This is a genomic window from Pseudomonas fluorescens group sp. PF-69, assembly GCF_054481235.1.
Window position 1 is genome coordinate 5,315,342 of the sequence record NZ_JBTMNC010000001.1, and the last position, 25,308, is coordinate 5,340,649.

22 protein-coding genes and 1 pseudogene are annotated in these 25,308 nt (G+C 59.1%); 14 read left to right on the forward strand and 9 right to left on the reverse strand.

The window, feature by feature from the left end; translation table 11 throughout:
• Positions 1-21: 21 nt before the first annotated feature.
• The 5 genes from ACX3YF_RS24970 to ACX3YF_RS24990 form a co-directional block, all read right to left on the reverse strand.
• On the reverse strand, positions 22-399 hold the full coding sequence (locus ACX3YF_RS24970) for a response regulator (RefSeq protein WP_130209369.1): 378 nt from the start codon (positions 397-399) through the stop codon (positions 22-24).
• Between the two features lie 77 nt (positions 400-476).
• Complete coding sequence (locus ACX3YF_RS24975) at positions 477-1,658, reverse strand: hybrid sensor histidine kinase/response regulator (RefSeq protein WP_196586149.1); 1,182 nt, start codon at positions 1,656-1,658, stop codon at positions 477-479.
• Entirely contained in the window at positions 1,652-2,245 is a 594-nt protein-coding gene (locus tag ACX3YF_RS24980) for a chemotaxis protein CheB (RefSeq protein ID WP_130209373.1), read from the reverse strand. The genes ACX3YF_RS24975 and ACX3YF_RS24980 overlap by 7 nt, the downstream gene beginning before the upstream one ends.
• On the reverse strand, positions 2,242-3,075 hold the full coding sequence (locus ACX3YF_RS24985; RefSeq protein ID WP_130209375.1) for a CheR family methyltransferase: 834 nt from the start codon (positions 3,073-3,075) through the stop codon (positions 2,242-2,244). Before ACX3YF_RS24985 ends, ACX3YF_RS24980 begins: the two co-directional genes overlap by 4 nt.
• Positions 3,075-6,563 (reverse strand): response regulator, encoded by a 3,489-nt coding sequence (locus ACX3YF_RS24990; RefSeq protein ID WP_458974490.1) that lies wholly within the window; start codon positions 6,561-6,563, stop codon positions 3,075-3,077. Before ACX3YF_RS24990 ends, ACX3YF_RS24985 begins: the two co-directional genes overlap by 1 nt.
• 254 nt (positions 6,564-6,817) lie before the next feature.
• Between ACX3YF_RS24990 and ACX3YF_RS24995 the strand changes: the two genes are divergently transcribed.
• From ACX3YF_RS24995 to ACX3YF_RS25045, 11 genes are all read left to right on the forward strand, one after another.
• Positions 6,818-7,177: a response regulator gene (locus ACX3YF_RS24995; protein WP_130209379.1), complete on the forward strand. Its 360-nt coding sequence runs from the start codon at positions 6,818-6,820 to the stop codon at positions 7,175-7,177.
• Between the two features lie 78 nt (positions 7,178-7,255).
• Positions 7,256-8,566, forward strand: a complete 1,311-nt coding sequence (locus ACX3YF_RS25000; protein ID WP_458974491.1) for a glycosyltransferase — start codon at positions 7,256-7,258, stop codon at positions 8,564-8,566.
• Positions 8,567-8,692: 126 nt separating this feature from the next.
• Entirely contained in the window at positions 8,693-9,583 is an 891-nt protein-coding gene (locus ACX3YF_RS25005) for a phospholipase (RefSeq protein ID WP_458974492.1), read from the forward strand.
• 79 nt (positions 9,584-9,662) lie between these two features.
• Positions 9,663-10,568 (forward strand): AraC family transcriptional regulator, encoded by a 906-nt coding sequence (locus ACX3YF_RS25010; protein ID WP_448647843.1) that lies wholly within the window; start codon positions 9,663-9,665, stop codon positions 10,566-10,568.
• Between the two features lie 345 nt (positions 10,569-10,913).
• Entirely contained in the window at positions 10,914-12,224 is a 1,311-nt protein-coding gene (locus ACX3YF_RS25015; RefSeq protein WP_458974493.1) for an ABC transporter substrate-binding protein, read from the forward strand.
• 172 nt (positions 12,225-12,396) lie between these two features.
• Positions 12,397-13,296, forward strand: a complete 900-nt coding sequence (locus tag ACX3YF_RS25020; protein WP_223272711.1) for a carbohydrate ABC transporter permease — start codon at positions 12,397-12,399, stop codon at positions 13,294-13,296.
• Positions 13,297-13,306: 10 nt separating this feature from the next.
• Positions 13,307-14,137, forward strand: coding sequence for a carbohydrate ABC transporter permease (locus ACX3YF_RS25025; protein WP_007936731.1), 831 nt, complete (start codon positions 13,307-13,309; stop codon positions 14,135-14,137).
• 146 nt (positions 14,138-14,283) lie between these two features.
• Positions 14,284-15,387 carry an ABC transporter ATP-binding protein gene (locus tag ACX3YF_RS25030; RefSeq protein ID WP_448647842.1) on the forward strand — a complete coding sequence of 368 codons (1,104 nt, stop codon included), beginning with the start codon at positions 14,284-14,286 and terminating at the stop codon, positions 15,385-15,387.
• Positions 15,388-15,403: 16 nt separating this feature from the next.
• The gene (locus ACX3YF_RS25035; protein ID WP_458974494.1) at positions 15,404-16,876 is read left to right on the forward strand and encodes a mannitol dehydrogenase family protein; all 1,473 of its coding nucleotides are present in this window, start codon (positions 15,404-15,406) and stop codon (positions 16,874-16,876) included.
• A 156-nt stretch (positions 16,877-17,032) separates the two neighbouring features.
• Positions 17,033-18,529 (forward strand): xylulokinase, encoded by a 1,497-nt coding sequence (gene xylB / locus ACX3YF_RS25040; RefSeq protein ID WP_458974495.1) that lies wholly within the window; start codon positions 17,033-17,035, stop codon positions 18,527-18,529.
• Between the two features lie 13 nt (positions 18,530-18,542).
• On the forward strand, positions 18,543-19,487 hold the full coding sequence (locus ACX3YF_RS25045; RefSeq protein ID WP_458974496.1) for a carbohydrate kinase family protein: 945 nt from the start codon (positions 18,543-18,545) through the stop codon (positions 19,485-19,487).
• Positions 19,488-19,604: 117 nt separating this feature from the next.
• Here the strand turns inward: ACX3YF_RS25045 and ACX3YF_RS25050 are convergent, their stop codons facing one another.
• Positions 19,605-20,906, reverse strand: a complete 1,302-nt coding sequence (locus ACX3YF_RS25050; protein WP_458974497.1) for an OprD family porin — start codon at positions 20,904-20,906, stop codon at positions 19,605-19,607.
• Between the two features lie 329 nt (positions 20,907-21,235).
• Between ACX3YF_RS25050 and ACX3YF_RS25055 the strand changes: the two genes are divergently transcribed.
• Positions 21,236-21,508 (forward strand): DUF2790 domain-containing protein, encoded by a 273-nt coding sequence (locus tag ACX3YF_RS25055; RefSeq protein ID WP_047528651.1) that lies wholly within the window; start codon positions 21,236-21,238, stop codon positions 21,506-21,508.
• Positions 21,509-21,599: 91 nt separating this feature from the next.
• Entirely contained in the window at positions 21,600-21,995 is a 396-nt protein-coding gene (locus tag ACX3YF_RS25060; RefSeq protein ID WP_448647837.1) for a hypothetical protein, read from the forward strand.
• Here ACX3YF_RS25060 and ACX3YF_RS25065 read toward each other — a convergent pair.
• Positions 21,992-22,264, reverse strand: coding sequence for a DUF1652 domain-containing protein (locus ACX3YF_RS25065; protein ID WP_130209403.1), 273 nt, complete (start codon positions 22,262-22,264; stop codon positions 21,992-21,994). The genes ACX3YF_RS25060 and ACX3YF_RS25065 overlap by 4 nt on opposite strands.
• Positions 22,265-22,535: 271 nt before the next feature.
• On the opposite strand from ACX3YF_RS25065, the gene eco reads away from it, so the two are divergent.
• On the forward strand, positions 22,536-23,018 hold the full coding sequence (gene eco, locus ACX3YF_RS25070) for a serine protease inhibitor ecotin (protein WP_458945349.1): 483 nt from the start codon (positions 22,536-22,538) through the stop codon (positions 23,016-23,018).
• A 61-nt stretch (positions 23,019-23,079) separates the two neighbouring features.
• Here the strand turns inward: eco and ilvA are convergent.
• Positions 23,080-24,075, reverse strand: a pseudogene (gene ilvA, locus ACX3YF_RS25075) (threonine ammonia-lyase, biosynthetic); the annotation flags it as partial.
• A 302-nt stretch (positions 24,076-24,377) separates the two neighbouring features.
• Positions 24,378-25,301: a magnesium transporter CorA family protein gene (locus ACX3YF_RS25080; protein ID WP_130209409.1), complete on the reverse strand. Its 924-nt coding sequence runs from the start codon at positions 25,299-25,301 to the stop codon at positions 24,378-24,380.
• Positions 25,302-25,308 lie beyond the last annotated feature (7 nt).

Consider the following 25,308-nt stretch of genomic DNA (forward strand, 5'->3'; position numbering starts at 1 on the left):
CCAAGGCAGCGCCTGCAGCCCTCAGGACAGCATGTCCTGCATTATTTCCTGCAGCACATCCAGGTCGAATGGCTTGGCGAGGATAGGCGCCGTGCGCGTGATCGGGCTGTCGGTTTCACGGATTTCCTGCGGATAGCCGCTGATGAATATCACCTTCAGCTCCGGTCGCAGCTTGATCGCGGGCTCGGCGATCTGCACGCCGGAGATTCCGCCCGGCAGGCGGAAGTCGGTGATCATCATGTCCAGGTGCGGCTTGCTGGCAAGGATTTCGAAAGCCTGCTCACCGTTTTCGGCCTGCAGTACCCGGTAGCCCTCCCCCGACAGATAGGCCGTCAGCACCATCAGAATCGAGGGGTCATCTTCGACGATCAATACGACGTCTTGTGCATCTTCACTCATGGGAAGCCTTTGTTCGGTCAATAGCTGCTGATACGACCATGGGGTCGATCAGAGGTTGCGTTTATCGGACTGTTTTCCTACAGCGGTAGACAAACGCGAAACAGGGCGCCTTCGCCAATCCGGCTTTCGACGGTAATGGTACCGCCATGGGCAGTCACAATCTGTTCGGAAATAAACAATCCCAGCCCGAGCCCGGCGACGGCGTGTTTGGCCGTGACGCGCTCGAACTGCTGGAAAATCCTGTGCTGGTTCTCTTCACTGATGCCGATCCCGAAGTCACGCACTTCCACCCGTGCTTCACCACGCTCACTGTACACCTTCACGGTGATCGGGCTCTTGGCCCCGTAACGCAGGGCGTTGGTCAGCAGATTGGAAATGACCTGCTCGATACGAAACTCATCCCAGTTGCCGACCACCGGTTGCTCGGCCACCAGGGTCACCGACGACTCGGCGGCCTCGATCTGTGCGGCGAAGTTCTGCAACAGGTTGCGAACCCGTTCCGACAGATCGAAGCGTGTCGGTCGAATCGACAGCTTGCCGGTGCGAATACGCGACACATCGAGCATGTCTTCGATCAGGCGGATCAGGCTTTTGATCTGCCGCTCATCGCGATCGACCATCGCCTGCATCTTGTCGAGGGTAAACGCCGCAGCGTTATCCCGGGCAAGGTGCATCTTGCGCAACTGGGTCTCGAGGATCAGGCCATTGAGCGGCGTGCGCACTTCGTGGGCGACGATGGACATGAAGTCATCGCGCATCCGCACGGCCTGCTCCAACTCCAGCTGGGTACTCTGCAAGCGCTTGAGCAACACTTCCTGCTCGCGCCGACTCTGCTCCAGCTCTTCGACCTGCTGCTTCATCGCCTTGCTCTGACGATACAGTTCGACGAACACATTGACCTTGCTCTTGACCGCATGAATGTCCAGCGGTTTGTGCAGGAAGTCCACGGCACCGCTTTCATAGCCCTTGAACGCGTAATTCAGCTCGCGACCGGCGGCACTGACGAACACGATCGGAATGTTTTTGGTCTTTTCCGTGCCACGCATCAACTCGGCCAGTTCAAACCCATTCATGCCGGGCATCTGCACATCGAGAATGGCCATGGCGAATTCGTGCTGCAACAACAGCGACAACGCTTCGTCGGCGCAAAGCGCCTTGTAGACGATGCGATCCTCGCGCTTGATCAGCGCTTCGAGCGCCAGCAGGTTTTCCGGCAGATCGTCGACAATCAGCAGTTTGGCCTGGATATTACTTAGCATGCGATTTGTTCCAGCTCGACAAGCAAACGGCCAATGCCGCGGATAGTGAGAATGTGGTCAGGCTGGTGAATATCCAGCGCCGCCAGGGGCATGGTCGCGACCTGCGCCTCGTCCGGGTCCTGCACGACCGTCAGCCCGCCACGTCGCTTGACCTGCGCCAGGCCGTGGGCGCCGTCGCGGTTGGCGCCGGTCAGCAGCACGGCGGCCAGTTTCGGTCCATAGGCATCGGCCGCCGATTCGAACAGGTAGTCGATGGCGGGTCGCGAGTAATGCACGCGGTCTTCAAGGCTCAAGGAAAAGCTGCGGTCCTGCTCCACGGACAAGTGATAACCAGGCGTGGCGAAATACAGGGTTCCGGCTTCGATGCGGCATTTGTCGCTGGCCTCCAGTACCGGCAGGGCCACCCGTCGGGCAAAGACCTCCGCCAGGTGGCTGCGCCGCTCATCCGGCAGGTGCAGCACCACAACGATCGGCAACCCAAAGCCTTCGCGCAGCGGGGTGAGGATATTGAGCAGCGCTTCTACCCCGCCTGCCGACGCGCCGATCACGATTGCTTCTATAGAAGGCAAGCCCATGGTGTCGTTCATGATTTACGGTAGATCCGCTCCTGTTTGGCCAAGGGCTCGAACTGATTGCCATAAGCCGAAAAATCCGGGGTTTCCTTGCTCCCCAGCACCAGAAATCCACGGTGGCACAGTGACTCGTGAAACAAACCGAACGCGCGATCCTGCAATTTTTTATTGAAATAAATCAATACGTTACGACAAGAAATTAACTGAGTCTCTGAAAACACACTGTCGGTCGCCAGGCTGTGATCGGCGAACGTCACGTTCTCGCACAGCGACTTGTCGAAAATCGCGTAGCCATAGGCAGCCGTGTAGTAATCGGCGAAGGAGCGCTGGCCTCCCGCGTGCTGGTAGTTAGACGTATAGGCCCGGACATTCTCCATCGAAAAAATGCCTTGCTTGGCTTTTTCCAGGGAGCGCGGGTTGATGTCGGTGGCATAGATGATGGTGCGATCGAGCAGGCCTTCTTCGCGCAGCAAAATCGCCATCGAATAGACCTCTTCGCCCGTGCTGCAGCCGGCGATCCAGATCTTGATCGACGGGTAAGTCTTGAGCAGCGGCACCACTTCCTTGCGTATGGCCAGAAAGTGCGAGGGATCGCGGAACATTTCACTGACCGGAATCGTCAGCAGTTGCAGCAATTGCATGAATGCCTTCGGATCGTGCAGGACCTTCTCCTGCAGGGCCGAAATGGTGCCGCACTCGAACTGGCTCAGCGCGTGCGTCACCCGGCGCTTGATCGAAGCGCCGGAATAATCGCGAAAATCGTAGCTGTACTTGAGGTAGATCGCCTCGATCAACAAGCGCAGCTCGATTTCACTGTTTCGCTCCACTGAATAATGGCGCTCCACTAGATACGTTCCATCTTCGGCAACCACACCCGAATCAGCGAAAACAGGCGATCCAGGTCGATGGGTTTGGCCAGGTAATCGTTGGCGCCCGCCTGCAGGCAGCGCTCCTGGTCGTCCTTCATGGCCTTGGCCGTTACCGCAATGATCGGCAGTTTGCGCCAGCGCGGGTCCTTGCGGATTTCGGTGGTGGCTTCGAAGCCATCCATCTCCGGCATCATCACATCCATCAACACCAGATCGATGTCCTCGACTTCATTCAATCGATCAATCGCCTCAAGGCCATTACGCCCGATGATCACGACTGCGCCCTTTTGCTCCAGTGCGCTGGTGAGGGCGAAGATGTTGCGTACGTCGTCGTCCACCAGCAGCACTTTGCGCCCCTCGAACACCTTGTCGCGGCTGCGGGCGGTCTTGAGCATTGTCTGTCGTTCATGGGACAGCCGGGATTCGACTTTGTGCAGAAAAAGTGTGACCTCATCCAGCAAGCGCTCGGGCGAACGCGCGCCCTTGATGATGATCGAGCGCGAATACTTGCGCAGTTCGGTTTCTTCGTCCCGGGTCAGATTGCGCCCGGTGTAGACGATCACCGGCGGAAACGAGCAGATGTCCTCGGTCGACATGTGCTTGAGCAGGTCATTGCCGAGCATGTCCGGCAGTTTGAGGTCGATGATCATGCAATCGAAGATCGTGGTGCGCAGCAGCTCCAGTGCGTCCTGGGCCAGGCCGACGGCGGTGATTTCGATGTCATCGTCGCCGATCAGGCGGGAAATGCTGTCGCGCTGCAGGTCATCGTCTTCCACCAGCAGCACGCGTTTGACTTTCTGGGTCAGCTTGGCTTCCAGGCGCGCAAAGACGTCCTTGAGCTCTTCGCGAGTGGTCGGCTTGAGCGCATAGCCGATGGCGCCCATGTGCATCGCCGCCTCGACCCGGTCTTCGACGGAAATCACGTGCACCGGTATGTGTCGGGTTTTCGCGTGCTCCTTGAGGCGTTGCAGGACGGTCAACCCGGAATGATCGGGCAGGCGCATGTCCAGCAGGATCGCGTCGGGGCTGAACTCGCGGGCCAGATCGTAGCCTTCATCGGCACCGTGGGCCACCAGGCACTGATAACCCAGCTCATGGGCGAGATCGTAGAGGATGTGCGCAAAGTTCGGCTCGTCCTCCACCACCAGAATGCAGCGGGTAGCGAACGGCGCCCGGTTGCGGTCATCGTCGAAGCGCGGAATGTCTTCGACGATCAGCGGAGCCGGGGTGGCTGGCGCCACGGGCGGGGCTGCCGCTACCGCCACTGGACGCATCGGTTCGACAGGATCGTCCCCCGGCTCGACGTATTGTTGCGGCAACACCAGGGTGAACACGCTGCCCTCTCCCGGTGTGCTACTGACGCTGATGGAACCGCCCAGCAAAGCGGCCAGGTCGCGGGAGATCGACAAGCCCAGCCCGGTGCCGCCGTAACGGCGATTGGTGGTGCCATCGGCCTGGCGAAAGGCTTCGAAAATGCTTTCCTGCTGATCCTCGGCAATGCCGATCCCTGTGTCGCGCACAGTAAAGGCAATGGCGTGGTTGGGCGCCGAGGCAACGCTGAGGCTGACGCTGCCCTTTTCGGTGAACTTCACCGCGTTGGACAGCAGGTTCTTGATGACCTGCTCCAGCCGCTGGCGGTCGGTAAAGATCAACGCGGGAGCGCTGTCTTCCAGCGTGATGTGAAACGCCAGTTGCTTGTCTGCCGCCAATGCCTCGAACATCCCGCGCAAGCCATCCACCAGACGCGCGACGCTGGTGTTTTCCGGGCGGATCTCGAGTTTGCCGGCCTCGACCTTGGAAATATCGAGAATGTCGTTGATCAGGTTGAGCAAGTCATTACCGGCGCTATAGATCGATTCGGCGAACTTGACCTGTTCGGCGCTGAGGTTCTCCTGAGGGTTCTCCGCCAGCAACTTGGCCAGGATCAATGAACTGTTCAGCGGCGTGCGCAGTTCGTGGGACATGTTGGCGAGAAATTCCGACTTGTACTTGCTGGAACGCTGCAGCTCTTCGGCGCGCTCTTCGAGTTGACGCTGGGCCTGATTGAGCTCGGTGTTCTTCAGGTCCATGGCGTCGCGTTGCTCGGCCAAAATGGTTGCCTGTTCGGCGAGTTGTTCGTTGGTCTGCTCCAGCTCCACCTGCTGGGTTTCCAGGTGCGCCTGGGACTCCTTGAGGATTCGCGATTGTTCTTCGAGCTCCTCGTTGGCGGTCTTGAGCTCTTCTTGCTGCACCTGCAGCTCTTCGTTGAGTTGCTGGGTTTCGGCCAGCACTTCCTGCAGGCGCTGACGATAACGCGCGGCCTCGATGGAGGTGCCGATGTTGGCCGCTATCAGCTCAAGCAGTTCGACGTCGCGGTCGTTCAGTGGACGCAGGAAACCCAGTTCGATGACGCCATTGACCCGATCGTCGTCGCTGGTCGGCACCACCAGCACACTGTGCGGCAAGCCCTGGCCGAGGCCGGAACTGACCTTGAAATAGTCGCTCGGCACGTTGTCCAGGCGGATCAGGCGTGCCTGTTGCGCCACTTGGCCGACAATGCCTTCGTCACTGTAGATCTGCTGATCGATGGCTTCCTGCTCACGGGAAAAGCCGTAGGACGCCACGCGCCTGAGGCCGCCGTGCTCTTCGCGGACATACAGCGCAGCCACGGCGCTGCCCAGGTACTGCGCACAGAACTGCAGGATGTTGCGCCCCAGCAGATTGAGGCTCAGTTGCCCCAGCACTTGTTCGGCCAGTTCGGTCTGGCCATTGCGTAACCAGGCTTGCTGCTCCAGGCGATGGGCGCTGGCCTGCTGCGCGGCAAGGTTGGCGCTGTAACTGTTGGACAGATTGAGCAGGTCGCGACGGCCGATGTAAGCCAGCAAGCCACTGATGCCAGCGATGAACAACAGGTAGAGACCGATGCTCCAGACCGTCGTGCGCCGCACCTCATCGTTGCGGGTGGTGCGCAGTTGCTGCTCCATGTCGATCACGTCTTCGAACTGCTTGCGGATCTCATCGGTCAAGCGTTTGCCTTTTCCAGCCCTCACCGCGCTGCGATAATCGCCGCTGGATCGCTGCAGATCGATCATGGTTTGCGCATAATCGGCCCATTCCTGTTGCAACGCCTGCAGCCGGTGCAGACGGTCGGTCTGGGCCGGGTTGTCGCCTGTCAATTCGAGCAAGGTTTTGAGGACGACCTCGATTCTCGGCTTCGCCGTTTCATAGGGTTCGAGAAATTTTTCGTCACTGCTGAGCAGGAAGCCGCGCATGCCGGTTTCCAGATCGACCGTCAGCTTGAGCGCTTCATTGGCGTTATTGATCACCCGGTCCGTGTGCTCGACCCACTGGATCGTCGACAGCAGGTACATGATCAACGAAACAAAAAACACTGCACTGATGACGCCGACACCCAGCGGCAGGCTGATGTTGCGGCTCAGGAGTTTACGGAATCGTTGCTCATCAACCGAAGACGCAGAGGTCATAGTCAAGCCTTGTCGAACGTGTGAAACCAAGGAGTCTGCCCCAAAACCGGCGCATTGATCCAATTTTCTGATGCATATCTACGCAAAATCCTGCATACAGCTGCTTTGGCGCCAAAGGAGCGGTTATCCTTTCTCTCCATGCCGCTACTCTTTTTATAGCCCGTCGGGAACTTGTCGGGAGTCGCCATTTACTCATGCAAGAGGCCGGAGATTCGATCGCCCGCCCCCCCCTATCACTTTTCGAGAAGTCCGCCATGTCCGCCAACATTTCCATCATCCTGGTCGTCGAAGACGATGACATCGTGCGCATGCTCATTGTCGATGTGCTGGAGGAGCTGGAATTCAAGGTGCTTGAGGCCGACGGCTGCGATCAGGCGCTGGCGTTTCTCAAGGATGCAGAGCAGCACATCGACTTGATGATGACCGATGTCGGCCTGCCGCAGATGGATGGCCGGGAGTTGGCCGCTCAAGCGCGAATGCTGCGCCGCGAATTGCCGGTGCTGTTCGCCAGCGGCTATGCCGAAAGCATCGAAGTGCCCGAAGGCATGCATGTGATTGGCAAACCCTTCTCCATTGATCAGTTGCGGGACAAGGTCAAGAGCATTCTCGAATGAACCTGCTACCCGCCATGATCTAATACCGCCCTCTCTTATTCTTGCCTGCCCCCTGCACGCTTCAAGGAAACCCCGTACATGAGTCAACCTCGCGCAACCAAAGTCCTGGTCATTGGTTACGTCTGGCCCGAGCCCCGCTCCTCCGCGGCCGGTGGGCACATGATGCAAATCCTCGAGACTTTCCTGCAGCAAGGCTGGGACATCACTTTCAGCAGCCCGGCCGGCAGCGGTGAGCACCGGGCCGACCTCACGGCGCTGGGCATTCGCGAAGTGCCGATCGAGTTGAACAACAGCAGTTTTGACACGTTCATCCACGAACTGGCACCGGATGTGGTGTTGTTCGATCGCTTCATGATGGAAGAACAGTTCGGCTGGCGCGTGGAAAAACACTGCCCCGATGCCGTGCGCGTACTTGAAACGTCCGATCTGCAAAGCCTGCGTGATGCCCGCCAGCAACGACTCAAGGAGCGCTTGAAGGCCAGTGACGACAGCAACGACTTCAGTGATCTGTTCGCGCCTGCATTGCGTGAAGAGTTCGAGTTCATGGCCGATACCGATCTGGCCAAACGGGAAATCGCAGCGATTTATCGTTGTGACTTGAACCTGATGATTTCCGAGATGGAAATCGAGTTGCTGGTCGAGCAATTCAATCTTCCGCCAAGCCTGCTGCACTGGTGTCCGCTGATGGTTGATCTGCCTAACCAACCGCCGGCACCGTTCGAAGATCGCGCGCATTTCCTGCACATTGGCAACTTCCGGCATGCGCCCAACTGGGATGCGGTGCTCTGGCTGAAAACCGTCATCTGGCCAATGATCCGCGAGCAATTACCTGGCGCGCAGTTGCACATCTATGGCGCTTACACGCCGCCCAAGGCGAGCGCGCTGCACAATGCCGCCCAGGGCTTTCACGTGATGAACTGGGCGGAAGACGCGTTGCAAGTCATGTCAGCGGCACGAGTGTGCCTGGCGCCGCTGCGTTTTGGTGCGGGAATCAAAGGCAAAATCGTCGATGCGATGCTCTGCGGCACGCCCAATGTCACCACCCCGATGGGGGCGGAAGCCATGCACGGCGAGCAAGCGTGGCCCGGCGCCGTGACCCGGTCCGCTCGCGACTTCGCCGACAACGCTGTGCGGCTGTATACCGACAAGGCTCTGTGGCAGCGTGCACAGGTTCAAGCGCAGGCTCTGCTAGCCAGCCGTTACCAGCAATCCATTCACGGGCCCGCCCTGATTGAAAGACTGGTTCATTGCCAACGGCAGTTGGCGCAGATCCGCCGGGACAACTTTACCGGCAGCATGTTGCGTCACCATCATCACAAGAGCACTCAGTACATGGCGCAATGGATCGAGGCAAAGAATCGCGCGCCAGAAAAAGGGTCTCTAACATAACCAGGGCGTAACAACACAATACATAGATAACACCCTTCCTTTTTTCCCTGGACTAATGTCTGGCTTCCTATAAACGTGAAGCCACTTTTTTCCAGGGAGCGGGCTTATTGAGCCAAAGGAATGATCATGACGGATAACACAACAGGATGGCTCGACAGGCAAACATGGATGAGCAATGTCCTGGATATCGACAAACTTAAACTGACCGACATTGTCTGGCCCGGCGCCCATAACGCGGGCATGGATAAACAGGCCCCCAATGATTCAGCGCTTGTAGGCCACTGGACAAACTGCCAGAACGATACCTTTGCCTTCCAGCTTGCCAATGGTGCGCGGGCTTTCGATATTCGCCTGGGCCATGACACCGACGCCGATCAGCCGGGGTTTTACTTTCACCACAACGGCTATCGTTCAGGTCGGGTGCTGGATGAACTGATCGAGGCGGTGCTGTCATTCCTTGAGCGGAATCCGGATGAGTTCATCGTGCTGGACTTTCACCAACTGGCCGACGGCGACAAAAGCTTTGATTTCAAAAAACTGAGTGAGCACTTGGTGCGCCGACTCGGACCGCGGACCATCCTCCCTGTCGACGGTTACAACACCGTTGCGCAACTCAAGCGCTCCAGCCCCTATCGCCGGATCGTGATGGCGGCCCCCGCTCACCCGGACATGGACGGTCAATACTTCTGGTGGCGAATAACGCACAAGTGGCATGGCCAGGCCTTTACCTCGACCACGCAACTGCACCTCCACATCGCCACCACGCTGGCAGATGCGCCCTACGATGGTTTTTTGTGGGCGCTGTCGGCGACTTGCTACTCGTTGCTGGGCGGACCTCAGGACATAAAGCACCAGATCAACGACTGGTTCAGCACCACACAAAGCTGGGTCACGCGTTGCAGCATCATCAACACCGATTTCTTCGAAGAGTCCGACATCGTCCGTTATTGCTGGAGCGCCAGCAGTATGAAGGCTGTCTATGGCCATTCCTTGCATGAGCCGACCGGTTCTCGATAGTGTCGTACTGCCGGAAACTGGCATTCCCCACTGTGCACAGGGCATGATCACAGCGCGATAACAAGAAAAGTGTGCCGCCATGACTCGTACCGCCAGAGTGACCGACCCGTCCTACGAACTGATGGACGACCACAATGGGTTGTCCATCATCTACCGCCAGCACGGTTTTCCCTGCCCGCTGGTACGTTGGCATTTCCACAAGGAATACGAGTTGCACCTGATCGTCGCCAGCTCCGGCAAGGTATTCATCGGCGACTACATCGGCAATTTCTACCCCGAAAGCCTGTTCCTCACCGGCCCCAACCTGCCGCACAACTGGATCAGCCAGGTGACCGAAGACGAAGTGGTGCCCAAGCGCGACATGCTGGTCAACTTCACGGATGAGTTGTTCGACAGCGGCTATCAGGTGTTCGCCGAACTCAAGACCCTCGCCCCGCTGCTGGAGCGGGCACAGTACGGCATCGAATTTCGCTGCAAGCACACCATCCGCCAGGCGATGGACCTGATGCAGCGCATTGCCGATACCCAGGGCGTGACGCGGCTGGGGCACTTTTTCATTCTGCTGGAATTGCTCGCAGCCACTGACGACTATCAGTTGTTGTCCGGCGCCACGACACCGCAACTGGCTGACGAACACAACATCGATCGCACCAACCGGGCGGTGGACTATATCTTCGCCCACTATGCGCGGGAGTTGCCTCTGGAAGAAGTCGCCGAGCACCTGGGCATGAAACCGACCTATTTCAGTCGAGTGTTCAAACAGGCCACCGGGCGCAATTTCATCGAGTTCGTCAATCGCCTGCGCATCAGTAAATCCTGTGAACTGCTGGCCGACGGCGACAAACCGGTGACCGACGTCTGTTTCGAATCGGGTTTCAACAATATTTCCAATTTCAATCGGCGCTTCCAACAGCTCAAGGGCATGACGCCGTCCCATTACCGGCGGTTGGTGGTGCAGCGTCTGACCGAGCAAAACCACGGCTGACATCACCCGTCCCTGTGGGAGCTGGCTTGCCAGCGATGAGGCCCGCGCAACCAACATCTCTATCGACTGATCCACCGCCATCGCTGGCAAGCCAGCTCCCACAGGGTTTGACCTGCCGGGTGTCGAAAACCTGTACGGATTCGACATCACCTCTCCGCCAAAAAGCCCTTCCCTGCGTCTACCGCTCTAAACCCGAGTGCAAAAAAGTATCGATTCAAGTGCGACGGATGATTTGTTTCGCCGTGAATTGAAGGCTGTAATCAGTGCAGATTCTTCCTACAAGCGGAAGACACAAAAACAATAACCGTCCTTCTGTCCCCCTCGGGTGCAGAAAAGGAGTGCACGATGCAACCGTCTGTAAAAGCTCTGCTTGCCCTCACCTGCATGACCCTCAGCGGCGTCAGCCTTGGCGCCCAGACCCTGACCATCGCCACCGTCAACAACAGCGACATGATTCGTATGCAGAAGCTCTCGAAAACCTTCGAGGCCGAGCATCCGGAGATCAAGCTCAATTGGGTGGTGCTGGAAGAAAACGTCCTGCGTCAGCGCCTGACCACCGACATCGCCACCCAGGGCGGGCAATTCGACGTGTTGACCATCGGCATGTACGAAGCGGCACTGTGGGGCGCCAAGGGTTGGCTGGAGCCGATGAAGGACCTGCCTGCAAGCTACGCCCTGGACGATGTGTTCCCGTCGGTGCGTGAAGGCTTGTCGGTGAAGGGTTCGTTGTATGCGCTGCCGTTCTATGCCGAAAGCTCGATCACCTATTACCGCACCGACCTGTTCAAGGACGCCGGCCTGACCATGCCCGAGCGCCCGACCTGGGAACAGATCGCCGAGTTCGCCGGCAAACTCACCAACAAGGATAAAGAGCAGTACGGCATCTGCCTGCGCGGCAAGGCCGGTTGGGGCGAGAACATGGCGTTGATCACCACCGTCGCCAACGCCTATGGCGCGCGCTGGTTCGATGAGAAATGGCAGCCGGAATTTACCGGCCCCGAATGGAAAAACGCCCTGAACTTCTACGTCGACACCATGAAGAAGTCCGGCCCGCCGGGCGCTTCGAGCAATGGCTTCAACGAAAACCTGGCACTGTTCAACAGCGGCAAATGCGCGATCTGGGTCGATGCCAGCGTCGCCGGCTCGTTCGTCACCGACAAGACCCAAAGCAAAGTGGCCGATCACGTCGGCTTCACCTACGCGCCGCATCAGGTCACTGACAAAGGTTCGGCATGGCTCTACTCCTGGGCACTGGCGATCCCGACCAGTTCCAAGGCCAAGGACGCAGCGAAAACCTTCAGCGCCTGGGCGACCTCCAGGGAATACAGTGCGCTGGTTGCAGAAAAAGACGGCATCGCCAACGTGCCGCCAGGCACCCGGTCCTCGACCTACAGCGAGGCGTACATGAGTGCCGCGCCGTTTGCCAAAGTGACGCTCGAGTCACTGAAGGCTGCGGACCCGAGCAAGCCGACGCTGAAACCGGTGCCCTATATCGGCATTCAGTTGGTGACCATCCCTGAGTTCCAGGGCATCGGCACCCAGGTCGGCAAGTCGTTCTCGGCGGCGCTGATCGGTCAGATGACGGTCGACCAGGCGCTGGCGGCGGCGCAGCAAACCACAGAGCGAGAGATGAAGCGCGCCGGTTATCCCAAGTAACCCCTGCAAATTCCATCTGTGGGAGCGAGCCTGCTCGCGAAAGCGGTATTCCAGCCGCAGAAGATGTGTCGGGTGCCCGGCCTCTTCGCGAGCAGGCTCGCTCCCACCGTTGATCTCATTTGTCTGTAGTCAATCGGTTACCGCCATGAATACCTCAACTGCCAAAGCTCACATGGAAGTCCCTCAACCGCTGCGTAAAAGCCGGTTGAGCAACCCCGGCTGGTTTCTGGTCAGCCCCTCGGTGGCGTTGTTGCTGCTGTGGATGATCGTGCCGCTGGGCATGACGCTGTACTTCTCGATGATTCGCTACAACCTGCTCAACCCGGGTGAAAACGAGTTCGTCGGGCTGGAAAACTTCACCTACTTCCTGACGGACTCGGGTTTCCTGCCCGGTGCGACCAACACCCTGTTATTGGTGGGCAGCGTGCTGCTGATCAGCGTGGTGTTCGGTGTGCTGATCAGTGCCTTGCTGGAGGCCAGCGAATTTCTCGGTCGCGGTATCGTGCGAGTCATGTTGATCTCGCCGTTCTTCATCATGCCCACGGTCGGCGCGCTGATCTGGAAAAACCTGATCTTCCATCCGGTGTCCGGGATGCTTGCCTACGTCTGGAAACTGTTCGGCGCGCAACCGGTGGACTGGCTGGCGCATTACCCGCTGCTGTCGATCATCATCATTGTCTCGTGGCAATGGCTGCCCTTCGCGATCCTGATCCTGATGACCGCCATGCAGTCCCTCGATCAGGAACAGAAGGAAGCTGCGCGCCTGGACGGTGCCGGCCCCGTCGCGATTTTCTGGCACCTGACCTTGCCGCACCTGGCCCGCCCGATTGCCGTGGTGGTGATGATCGAAACCATCTTCCTGCTCTCGGTGTTCGCCGAAATCTTCACCACCACCAACGGCGGCCCCGGCTACGCCTCGACCAACCTCGCCTACCTGATCTACAACCAGGCGCTGGTGCAGTTCGACGTCGGCATGGCCTCCGCTGGCGGCCTGATCGCGGTGGTGATCGCCAACATCGCGGCCATCGTGCTGGTGCGGATGATCGGCAAAAACCTGACAGACAAAGCCTGAGGCCCGCGCCATGACCCTTCAACAATCCCGCCGCCTGCAAAGCCTGCTGCTCGGCACCCTGGCCTGGGCCATCGCGATCCTGATCTTCTTCCCGATTTTCTGGATGGTGCTGACCAGTTTCAAAACCGAAATCGACGCCTTCGCCACGCCGCCGCAGTTCATCTTCACCCCGACCCTGGAGAACTACCTGCACATCAACGAGCGCAGTGATTACTTCAGCTTCGCCTGGAACTCGGTGGTGATTTCGTTCAGTGCTACCGCACTGTGCCTGCTGATCGCGGTGCCGGCGGCCTACTCGATGGCGTTCTACGAAACCCAACGCACCAAAGGCACGCTGCTGTGGATGCTCTCGACCAAGATGCTGCCGCCGGTGGGGGTCTTGATGCCGATCTACCTGCTGGCCAAGAGCTTCGGCCTGCTGGATACGCGCATCGCGCTGATCGTGATCTACACCCTGATCAACCTGCCGATCGTGGTCTGGATGATTTACACCTACTTCAAGGACATCCCGAAAGACATCCTCGAAGCCGCGCGACTGGACGGCGCGACCCTGTGGCAGGAGATGGTCCGCGTGCTGCTGCCGATCGCCAAGGGCGGGCTGGCCTCTACCGTGCTGCTGTCGCTGATTCTGTGCTGGAACGAAGCGTTCTGGTCGCTGAACCTCACCTCATCGAAAGCCGCGCCACTGACCGCATTGATCGCCTCGTACTCCAGCCCCGAAGGGTTGTTCTGGGCCAAGTTGTCGGCGGTGTCGACCCTGGCCTGCGCGCCGATCCTGATTTTCGGCTGGATCAGTCAGAAACAACTGGTGCGCGGCCTGTCGTTCGGCGCCGTGAAATGAATGCCCCATTGTGGGGGCGAGCCTGCTCGCGATGAACGTAAACGATAACGCGTTCTTCCAGGAGGAACGCGTCGCCTGTGAGCCCATCGCGAGCAGGCTCGCTCCTACGGGTTCAACCAAATAACCAACAGTGGAGGCCCACCACCATGGCCAACCTGAAAATCAAGAATCTGCACAAAGGCTTCGAAGGCTTTTCCATCATCAAAGGCATCGACCTGGAAGTGAACGACAAGGAATTCGTGGTGTTCGTCGGCCCGTCGGGTTGCGGCAAATCCACCCTGTTGCGCCTGATCGCCGGGCTGGAAGAAGTCAGCGGCGGCACCATCGAGCTCGATGGCCGCGACATCACTGAAGTCAGCCCGGCCAAGCGCGACCTGGCGATGGTGTTCCAGACCTACGCCCTTTATCCGCACATGAGCGTGCGCAAGAACATGTCGTTCGCCCTCGATCTGGCGGGCGTGCCCAAGGCGGAAGTGGAGAAGAAAGTCGGCGAAGCGGCGCGCATCCTCGAGCTGGGGCCGATGCTGGAGCGCAAGCCGAAGCAGTTGTCCGGTGGTCAGCGTCAGCGTGTAGCCATCGGCCGGGCCATCGTGCGTAACCCGAAGATTTTCCTGTTCGACGAACCACTGTCCAACCTCGACGCGGCACTGCGGGTGCAGATGCGTCTGGAACTGTTGCGCCTGCACAAAGACCTGCAAGCCACGATGATTTACGTAACCCACGACCAGGTCGAAGCCATGACCATGGCCGACAAGGTGGTGGTGCTCAACGGCGGCAAGATCGAGCAAGTCGGCTCGCCCCTGGACCTCTATCACCAACCGGCCAACCTGTTTGTCGCCGGTTTTCTCGGCACGCCAAAAATGGGTTTTCTCAAGGGCAACGTCAGCCGTATCGACAGCCAGGGTTGCGAAGTACAGCTGGACGCCGGCACCCGCATCACCCTGCCGCTCAGCGGTGCCAACCTGAGCGTGGGTGGCGCGGTGACCCTGGGCATTCGTCCGGAACACCTGGAGCTGGCCAAGCCTGGCGACTGCACACTGCAAGTCACTGCCGACGTCAGCGAACGCCTGGGCAGCGACACTTTCTGCCATGTCGTGACCGCTTCCGGCGAGGCCCTGACGATGCGTGTACGCGGTGATCTGGCCAGCCGTTACGGTGAGTCCTTGAGCCTGCACCTGGACGCCGGGCACTGCCATTTATTCGATGCCAACGGCGTGGCGCTGACCCGACCACTGCGCGTTGCCGCCTGACTTCAGAGATCCTGTGATGAAACTCAATAGACAGAACCTCAACCGCCTCGCCCCCGAGGTGGTCCTGCCCGCCTACGCCTTGAGTGACACTCGCCAAGGCATCGCCCACATCGGCGTCGGTGGTTTCCACCGCGCCCATCAGGCGTATTACACCGACGCCCTGATGAATACCGGCGAAGGCCTGGACTGGGCGATCTGCGGCGTCGGCCTGCGCGCCGAAGACCGTCGTGCCCGGGACGATCTGAAAGAACAGGATTACCTGTTCACCCTGTTCGAACTGGGCGATCGCGACGACACCGAGGTGCGGGTCATCGGCGCCATTCGCGACATGTTGCTGGCCGAAGACAGTGCCCAGGCGCTGATTGATAAACTGGCCAGCCCCGAGATCCGCATCGTCTCGTTGACCATCACCGAAGGCGGCTACTGCATCGACGACAGCAATGGCGAGTTCATGGCCGGGCTGCCGCAGATCCAGCATGACCTGGCGAACCCTGACGCGCCGAAAACCGTGTTCGGTTTCCTCTGTGCCGCACTGGCCAGACGCCGGGCGGCGGGCACGCCGGCGTTCACCTTGATGTCCTGCGATAACCTGCCGCACAACGGGGCCGTCACCCGCAAGGCGTTGCTGGCCTTCGCCGCGTTGCGCGACGCCGATTTGTGCGACTGGATCGAGCGCAACGTGAGTTTCCCCAATGCCATGGTCGACCGCATCACGCCGATGACCAGCACCGCGCATCGCCTGCAACTGGCCGACAAGCATGGGGTGGACGACGCCTGGCCGGTGGTCTGCGAACCCTTTGTGCAGTGGGTGCTGGAAGACAAATTCGTCAATGGTCGCCCGGCCTGGGAAAAGGTCGGTGTGCAGTTCACCGACGACGTCACACCCTATGAAGAAATGAAAATCAAACTGCTCAATGGCAGTCACCTGGCCCTGACTTATCTGGGTTTTTTGAAGGGTTACCGCTTTGTCCACGAAACCATGAACGATCCGTTGTTCGTGCGCTACATGCGTGCCTACATGGACCTGGACGTGACCCCGCAGCTGTCACCGGTGCCGGGCATTGACCTGACCGAGTACAAAAACACGCTGGTGGCACGTTTTTCCAACCAGGCGATCGCCGACCAACTGGAGCGCGTTTGCTCGGACGGTTCGTCGAAGTTTCCGAAATTCACCGTACCGACCATCAACCGCCTGATCGCCGACGGCCGGGATACCAAACGGGCAGCGCTGGTCATGGCCGCCTGGGCCTTGTACTTGAAGGGTGTGGACGAGAACGGTGACACCTACGCCATCCCGGACCCTCGGGCGGTGTTCTGCCAGGCGCTGGTGGCCGATGATGCATTGATCACCCAGCGGATGCTGGGGGTCGAGGAGATCTTTGGCACGGCGATACCGCGCTCGGCGGAGTTTGTCGCGGCATTCGAGTGGTGCTGCAACAGTTTGCGCGATGTTGGGGTGACGCGGACGCTGGAGAGGGTTCTGGCTTGAGCGCGGCAGTGAAATGACTGCAGTCATCGCGAGCAGGCTCGCTCCCACAGGAAATCTTCAGAGAACACAGATTTTGTGTTCCATGCCTATCCAGTGTAGGAGCGAGCTTGCTCGCGAATGACTTCACCAAGATCGACCTGACACACAGGAACTGCCATGACAAACCCACAACTCTTCCTCGGCATCGACTGCGGCACCCAGGGCACCAAAGCCATTGTCCTGGACGCCGTCAGTGGTCAGGTGCTTGGCCAGGGCGCCGCTGCGCACAAGCTGATCAGTGGCGCCAATGGCCGCCGTGAACAGGACCCGGCACAGTGGCTGGACGCGTTGACCCTCGCCACCCGACGCGCGTTGCTGGCAGCCGATGTCGATGGCCAGGCCATCCTCGGCATGGGTGTTTCCGGCCAGCAGCATGGCTTGGTACTCCTCGACGATCAGGGCCGGGTACTGCGCCCGGCCAAACTCTGGTGCGACACCGAAACCGCCGAAGAAAACGACCGACTGCTCCGGCATCTGGGCGGCGAAAAAGGCTCGCTGGAACGCCTGGGCGTGGTCATTGCCCCAGGCTACACCGTGTCCAAACTGTTATGGACCCGAGAGCAGCATCCCGAGATTTTCTCCCGTATCGCTCACGTGCTGCTGCCCCACGATTACCTCAACTACTGGCTCACCGGGCGCAGCTGCAGCGAGTACGGCGACGCCTCCGGCACCGGCTACTTCAATGTGCGCACGCGCCAATGGGATTTGCAGTTGTTGCGTGACATCGACCCCAGTGGGCGCTTGCAAGCGGCGTTGCCGGAACTGATCGATGCTCACGCCGCCGTCGGCACCGTGTTGCCGGGCATCGCCGAGCACCTGGGCATCAACCCGCGCGCGCGGGTCTCCAGCGGTGGCGGCGACAACATGATGGGCGCCATCGGCACGGGCAACATCAAACCCGGCGCGATCACCATGAGCCTCGGTTCGTCGGGGACGGTGTACGCCTATGCCGATCAGCCGAAGGTCAGCCCGGACGCTGCGGTGGCGACCTTTTGCTCCTCCAGCGGCGGCTGGCTGCCGCTGATCTGCACCATGAACCTGACCAACGCCACCGGGGTGATTCGCGACTTGTTCGATCTGGATATCGAGTGTTTCAACGCGCTCGTGGCCCAGGCCCCCATCGGTGCCGACGGCGTGTGCATGCTGCCGTTCCTCAACGGCGAACGCGTGCCCGCCCTGCCCCATGCCACCGGCAGCGTGCTGGGCCTGAACATGACCAACCTGACCCAGGCCAATCTGTGCCGTGCCGTGGTCGAAGGCACCACCTTCGGTTTGCGATATGGACTGGACCTGCTGCGCCACAATGGCTTACAAAGCCGCAGCATCTGCCTGATCGGCGGCGGCTCGAACAGTCAGGTGTGGCGACAGATAGTCGCCGACACCATGAACACGCCCGTGATCTGCACCGAACAAAGCGAAGCCGCCGCCCTGGGCGCGGCGATCCAGGCGGCGTGGTGTACATCCTGGGCCAACGGGCACGAGGACAGCCTGGAGGACCTGTGCGAACGTTGCGTGAAACTCGACCTGGCCAGTGAAACCTTGCCGATCGCAGACAACGTGGCGGCCTCCCAGCAGGCCTACGAACGCTATCGACAGCATGTCGCAACCCTTTAAAGAGCGAACAACTATGTATCTGGTGTGTGGCGAAGCGCTGTTCGATTTCTTCAGTGAAAACGACGCCAGCGGCCTGGCTTCAAAAGTGAATTTCAAGGCGATTGCCGGCGGCTCGCCGTTCAACGTTGCAGTGGGATTGCGCCGCTTGGGCGTGGACGCGGCGCTGTTTGCCGGGTTGTCGACCGACTACCTGGGGCGGCGCTTGTTGCAAGTGTTGCAGGATGAAGGCGTAGGCACCGACTATCTGGTGGATTTCGCGGCGCCCACCACCCTGGCCATGGTCGCGGTCGGGGCCAATGGCTCGCCGCACTACAGCTTCCGTGGTGAAGGCTGCGCCGACCGCCAACTCAAACCGCAACATCTGCCAGAGCTGGGGCCGCAGGTGCGCGGGTTGCACATCGGTTCATTTTCGCTGGTGGTGCAGCCAGTGGCCGACACATTGCTGGAACTGGTGCGTCGCGAAAGTGGCCGGCGCCTGATCAGCCTCGACCCGAACGTGCGGCTTAATCCCGAGCCGGATATCGAGCGGTGGCGCTCACGGATTGCCACGCTGGTCGAGCACGCCGACCTGATCAAAGTCAGCGATGAGGATTTGAGCCTGCTGTATCCCGGACAAGACCCGGAGCAGGTGATCGATGGCTGGTTGCAACACCGTTGCCAGTTGGTGTTCTTGACCCGGGGTGGCGAAGGCGCAACCGTATTCAGTCGCGTTCATGGGTCGTGGTCGGTTCCCGCCTGTTCGGTGAAAATCGCCGACACCGTCGGAGCCGGCGATACCTTCCAGGCGGCATTGATTACCTGGTTGACCGAGCAGCAGCTGGATTCGGTCGAAGGCGTGGGACAACTGAGTCGCGAGCAGATCGGCGCAATGCTCAGGTTTGCGGTTCAGGCCGCCGCGCTGACGTGCAGCAAGACCGGACCGGACTTGCCGTATCGCCATCAGTTGGACCTTCGCTGAACCGGGAGGCCCTATCGCGAGCAAGCTCGCTCCTACGATTCCTGGTCATGCACAGCGACCGGTGCGGGAGCGAGCTGGTTCGCGATGACGATCCTTCAGGCGCTGAAACAGCCGTGCTTACAACACCGAGAAGTTGTAGCTGACAATCAACCGTGTCTCATCCATATCCCGGGCGAATTTTTCGTAGTTGGATCGGTACGTCGCGTTACGCAAGCGCAAGCTGAAATCCTTGAACGTGCCGCTCTGCACTACGTACTTGAGCTCGGTGTCGCGCTCCCATTCCTTGCCTTCCACGTCGCTGCCGGGCACCTTGATGTGATCGCCGTTCACATAGCGGGTCAGGAACGTCAGGCCATCCAGGCCGACACCCTTGAAGTCATAGTCGTAGCGCAACTGCCATGAACGCTCCTGCGCGGCCGCGAAGTCGTTGACCTGCACATAGTTGACCAGGTACGGGTTAGTGCCATCCAGATACGGCATCGAATTGTCGCCGTTCATGCGCTGCCACCCTGCGCTGAACGTATGGTTGTTGATGGCGTAGGCAAGCATTGCGCTCAGGGCGCGGTTGTCGATGGAACCGGCGCGGGCAGCACCGCTGTCGGCACTGTCGATCACGCGCATATCGGCCTTGAGCACACCGCTGCCCAACGGCTGATTGCCCAGCAAGCCCACGAACTGCTGGCGGTAAATGTCTTCGAGCTCCGAGTAGTGATACTGGGCTGTCAGGCGCTCGTTGATCGTGTAATCGATGCCGTACATATCGAAGTGATCAGCGGTGGTGTTGCAGGCGTAGCGCTTGTTCTTGCAGTGCACCCGGATGTCCTGGGCATCGGTGGAGTCCCGGGCGGTGTACTTGTCCAGTCGCGCCGCCATGAAGGTCAGATCGTTGACCTCTTTGGACGTCAGCATGGCGCCGTTGAACATCGTCGGCAGCAAACGCCCGTCGTTGTATTTGAGCAGTGGCAAATCGGGCCGCAATGCGCCGTATTTCAGCACGCTTTTCGAAACCCGCATTTTGCCCGTCAGGCCGAGCTTGGCGTATTGGTCTGCCGAACCGCGCGGGTTTTCCCCACGGGATGGCAGCAGGCCGCTGTTACTGCTGTCGGGACTGGAGTCAAGCTTGAAGCCGGCCATGCCCAAGGCGTCGATACCAAAACCGACTGTGCCCTCGGTGTACCCCGATTGCAGGTTGAGAATAAAGCCCTGGGCCGACTCGTCACGCTTGGAGGCGCCTTGTTCGTTGGAGGTGTGACCATCACGAAAATCACGGTTGAAATATATCGTGCGCGATTCGATGCTCGCCGTGGTGTCGTCGATAAAACCGCTCGCTCGGCTCGACCCGGTAAAACCGGCGCACAGGACCAGAGCGCCGAAGCCGAATGACTGGCGCACGGTGATAGAGATAAAGGGGGAACGCATCTAAAACTCCAACAGTGCCGCTTGCGCCAAAGCGCAAGCGGCCAAAAATAGCCTTCATCCAGGCCAATGGTTGGCCCGTAGAAGTGAAAACGCAGGGGTGATCGGCAATGATGGCAGAGGGCTTTCTTTACAAGCATACGACCTTAGTCTTAAAGACTCCGCCAAACGGTAGCGACCAGGCGACAGGTGGCGTTCAGGCGAGTTAACCAATGCTTAATCACGCAGTCCAACACTCTACTGGACCGCACGCCCTCAGAGCCCTCTGACGCCCAGTGCGGCAGGTTCGACGAATCGTCGAACTGACTTCCGTCTGCACTGGAGATCGCCCCATGAACTCGCGCACCCTGCTCGTTTCCGCCGCCCTGGCCTGTGTCTCATTGACAGGTATGGCGCAGGCCAATGACACCTCCACTACTCAGGCCGTGCCTTCCTATCATTACGGCATGCCGCTGCACGTAGGCAAAGTCATCGCGCTGACTGAACCTGACACCCTGGATTGCAAGGTGATCAACGCGCACATGAAATACATCGATGAGCAGACCGGCAAACCCGCAGAAATCGCCTACAGAAAACTGTCTGATGCCTGCAGTTATCAGAACTGACTGAAAAGTCTGAAATAACACCTTGCGGTATTCGTGAAAGGGTTCAGGCGCTATGATCTAGCGCCTTCCCCCACTGCCGCAAGGATTCGCCATGCAGTTATCGTTTCGTACATTGTCGATATTCACCGCCACATTGTGTCTGCTCCTGGCGCTGGTCTGGGGTGTGATGCCCAAGTGGCTGCTGGCGACCTGGGATATCGAATATTCACTGACGGCGGGATTGATGGCACGGCGCATCGCCGTACTGTTTGCGGCGCTGTGCGTGATTTTTTATCGGGTCCGCAATGAAGCGCCTTCCCCCATACGTCTAGCGCTGAGCTATGGCTTCATGGTCGGCTGCTGGGGACTGGCAGCACTGGGTTTCGGCGAATGGCTCAATGGCCATGCCGGTCCGGGCATATTGCTGGCGGTCGGACTCGAACTGGCGCTGGGCCTGGCGTTTTTCCAGACCCGGCGCGTGTCGGCAGAGCTTGAAACAGCGAGCTAACCGACCTTGCCAACCACGTGGTGGGGCTCGCTTTGTGTATGGTGAAGCTGCAGGTCGGAACGCAGCTCGGCGATCAGATCATTGATTTCCCGGCAACCATTGAGACGTTGTGCGTTTATACCCGTCCTCAATAGATCCAGCTGATCGGTTGCACCGTCCGAATAGACTTTCACCGTCATCGACAACTCCGGCGACAGCGAGCATTCACACCGCTTCGGTAGAAAACTGCTTTCAATGATGTTGCGTAGTTCCAAGGCAGATAAAAACATGGTGACCCTCTCCTTCGTGAGATGAATCCTGGCCAGCTTGAGAACTACTCCAGCATAAAACATGCCTTGAATTTCGCCGTGCAGTTCATCGGTAAATCAATCAGTTATTCAAACGCACTGATTTTTGACCATGCAATTTGCAAAAAACACCTTCAGAAGCCCTGCAATTTGCACACTTCGGCGGCGGGTTTGCATTAGCCATCGATGCCGTCAAAAATAGAGAGATGTTTATTCAGTATCCGCTGACACCGTATAGACGCAAGGAGGCAACATGGGTTGTTGGACCATTAACACCACCGTTGGGCTGATAGTTGCCGCGCTGTCCAGCGCCGTGCACGCAGCAAAACTTGAAGAAGTCGCGCCCTTTCCCAAACCTGAGAGCGGCTTCGCCCGCCAGGTTATCCACCTCACCCCGCAAGCCCGTGAAGACGATTATCAGGTCGAGATCCTTGCCGGAAAGACCTTGAACGTCGACTGCAATCGGCAACGCCTGGGCGGCATTCTCGAAGAGAAAAACCTCGAGGGTTGGGGCTATCCGTTCTACCGCCTGGAAAAAGTCATCGGCCCGATGAGCACCCTCATGGCTTGCCCGGATGGCAAGAGCCACCAGGATTTCGTGCCGGTGGTCGGGGACGGATTCATGCTGCGCTATAACAGCAAGCTGCCGATCGTACTGTACGTGCCCAGGGACGTTGAGGTGCGTTATCGAATCTGGTCCGCCTCCAGCAAGGTCGATAAAGCCGTCGAAGAGTAACCGTGAAGCGGACGGACAGCGTCCGCTTGCCGGCTGACTCGCTTCACGCCGGGGCGTCGCATAATGCGGCGCGCTCGGCCACATGCCGCAAACTGTCGAAATTGATGTTCGCACCCGAGTCGATGGCCACGAAGGTCTGGCCACGGGCTGCGCTTTTTGCCACGTACTTCTTGATGCCAGCCACCGCCAATGCGCCGGAGGGTTCGGTGATCGAGCGGGTATCGTCATAGATATTCTTGATGGCGGCGCAGAGTTCGTCATTGCTGACGGTCAGCACCTCATCGACGCAAAACCGGCACACCTCGAAACCATGGGCGCCGACTTGTGCGACGGCCACGCCATCGGCGAACGTGCCGACGCGCGGCAGCACGACGCGCTGATCCGCCTGTAATGCGGCCTGCAAGCAAGCAGAATGTTCCGACTCGACGCCGATGATGCGTATTTCAGGGCGAAGGTATTTGACGTAGGCCGCGATTCCGGCGATCAAGCCGCCACCGCCCACCGGTACGAAAATCGCGTCCAGCGGACCTTGATGCTGACGCAGGATCTCCATGGCCACGGTGCCCTGCCCCGCAATCACATCCGGGTCGTCGAAGGGTGAAACAAAGGTCTTCCCGGATGTTTGCGCCAGCTCCAGCGCATAGGCCAGGGCAAACGGAAAGCTTTCGCCGTGCAACAACGCTTGCGCGCCACGGCTGCGCACCCCAAGCACCTTCAGTTCCGGTGTGGTGGCGGGCATCACGATCGTTGCATCGATCCCCAGTTCACGCGCCGCCAGTGCCACGCCCTGGGCGTGATTACCCGCCGAAGCCGTCACCACGCCCCGCGCCTTTTGCTCAGGACTCAGCTGTACCAGTTTGTTGTAGGCACCACGGATCTTGAAAGAAAAGGTCGGTTGCAAGTCTTCGCGCTTGAGCAGGACTTGATTGCCCAAGGCGGCGGACAGCGCCGGCGCGGGTTGCAATGGGGTGCGTACCGCCAGTTCATGGACCGGCGCAGCAAGGATCTTTTTGACGTAATGCTCAAGCAGGGATTGTTGGGCGGGCACGCGGGTCATGATCGTCTCCTGACATTGATCAGAGCCCCGAGACAGAAAATGAAAACCCGCCTCTAGGGCGGGTTGGGTGCTGCAGTCGTGAGCTAGCCCGCCAAATGAGGAATGGCGGTAATAATGCTTGGCTGGCAGCGCAATACGGTGGAAGTCATGCCCGGAAAATAGCCGGGCGCTGATGGCAAGTCAATGGCCAATTTTCACCCGGCGCGGTAGTTGTTTCGCTAAAGGCTCAATTCGGAATTAGCGTCGTTGTCGAGATAGCTATCGCGGGCAAGCCCGCGAAGGCGATCTGAACGTTGCAATACTCACTTCGCCAGCCGCTTCAACCACAGCAACATCACCCCGGCCCCGAACATCATTGCCAGCAAAAACAGCGGATAAGAAACCCACCATGGGGTCCCTGCCGTCATCATGCTGAACTCGGACATGCCGCCGATACTCGCAATCAGGTTCAGCGGCAAAAACACCACGTTGATCAATGTCAGTTTGCGCAGCAGGTTGTTCATGCTGTTGTTCATCAAATTGCCCCGGGCGTCGATGAGCCCGGAGAACACCGTCGAGTAGATTTCCGCCTGTTTGTAACACTGGTTGTTTTCGATGATCAGATCGTCGATCAGGCCAATGGCATGGGCACCGAAGTGTTCCTTTTCCGCATGATTGCGCAACCGGGTCAGCACCGCGCCGTTACTGTGAATGGCGTTGATGTAATAAATCAGGCTTTCGCTGAGATTGAACATCTGGATCAAGTGCTGGTTCTGCATCGACGCGTTGAATTTCTGCTGCAACTCGCGGGCAACCATCTTGATCACCTTGAGGTGCCCCAGATAGTGATGGATGTTGTTGAACAGCAATTCGAGCAGCACATCCAGTGGCGTATTCAGCGACTGGCGCTTGCCGAGCCCGCTCAGGGGCGCATCGTCGGTGGCGATCACCAGCAAGCGATCCGGGCAAAACAGCAGGCCGCAGGACGACACTTCGAAGGCCAGGCTGTCGGCGCCGGAGTAATTGTCCGGTCGCTTCCAGATCAGGAACAGGTTGTCCGGGTGAAACTCGATGCGCGACACCTCGTCCGGGTCGAGCGCCGAGGCCAGGGCATGATCATCCAGCTTGAAATGACTGTGCAGCAGGTCCCGTTCGGCGGCGTCGGGATTACTGAACAGCATCACCTCGGCGTCCAGCCTTTCGACCGCGTGCAGCGTGCCGTGGGTCAATTGATAACTTTTGATCATGGGCCGC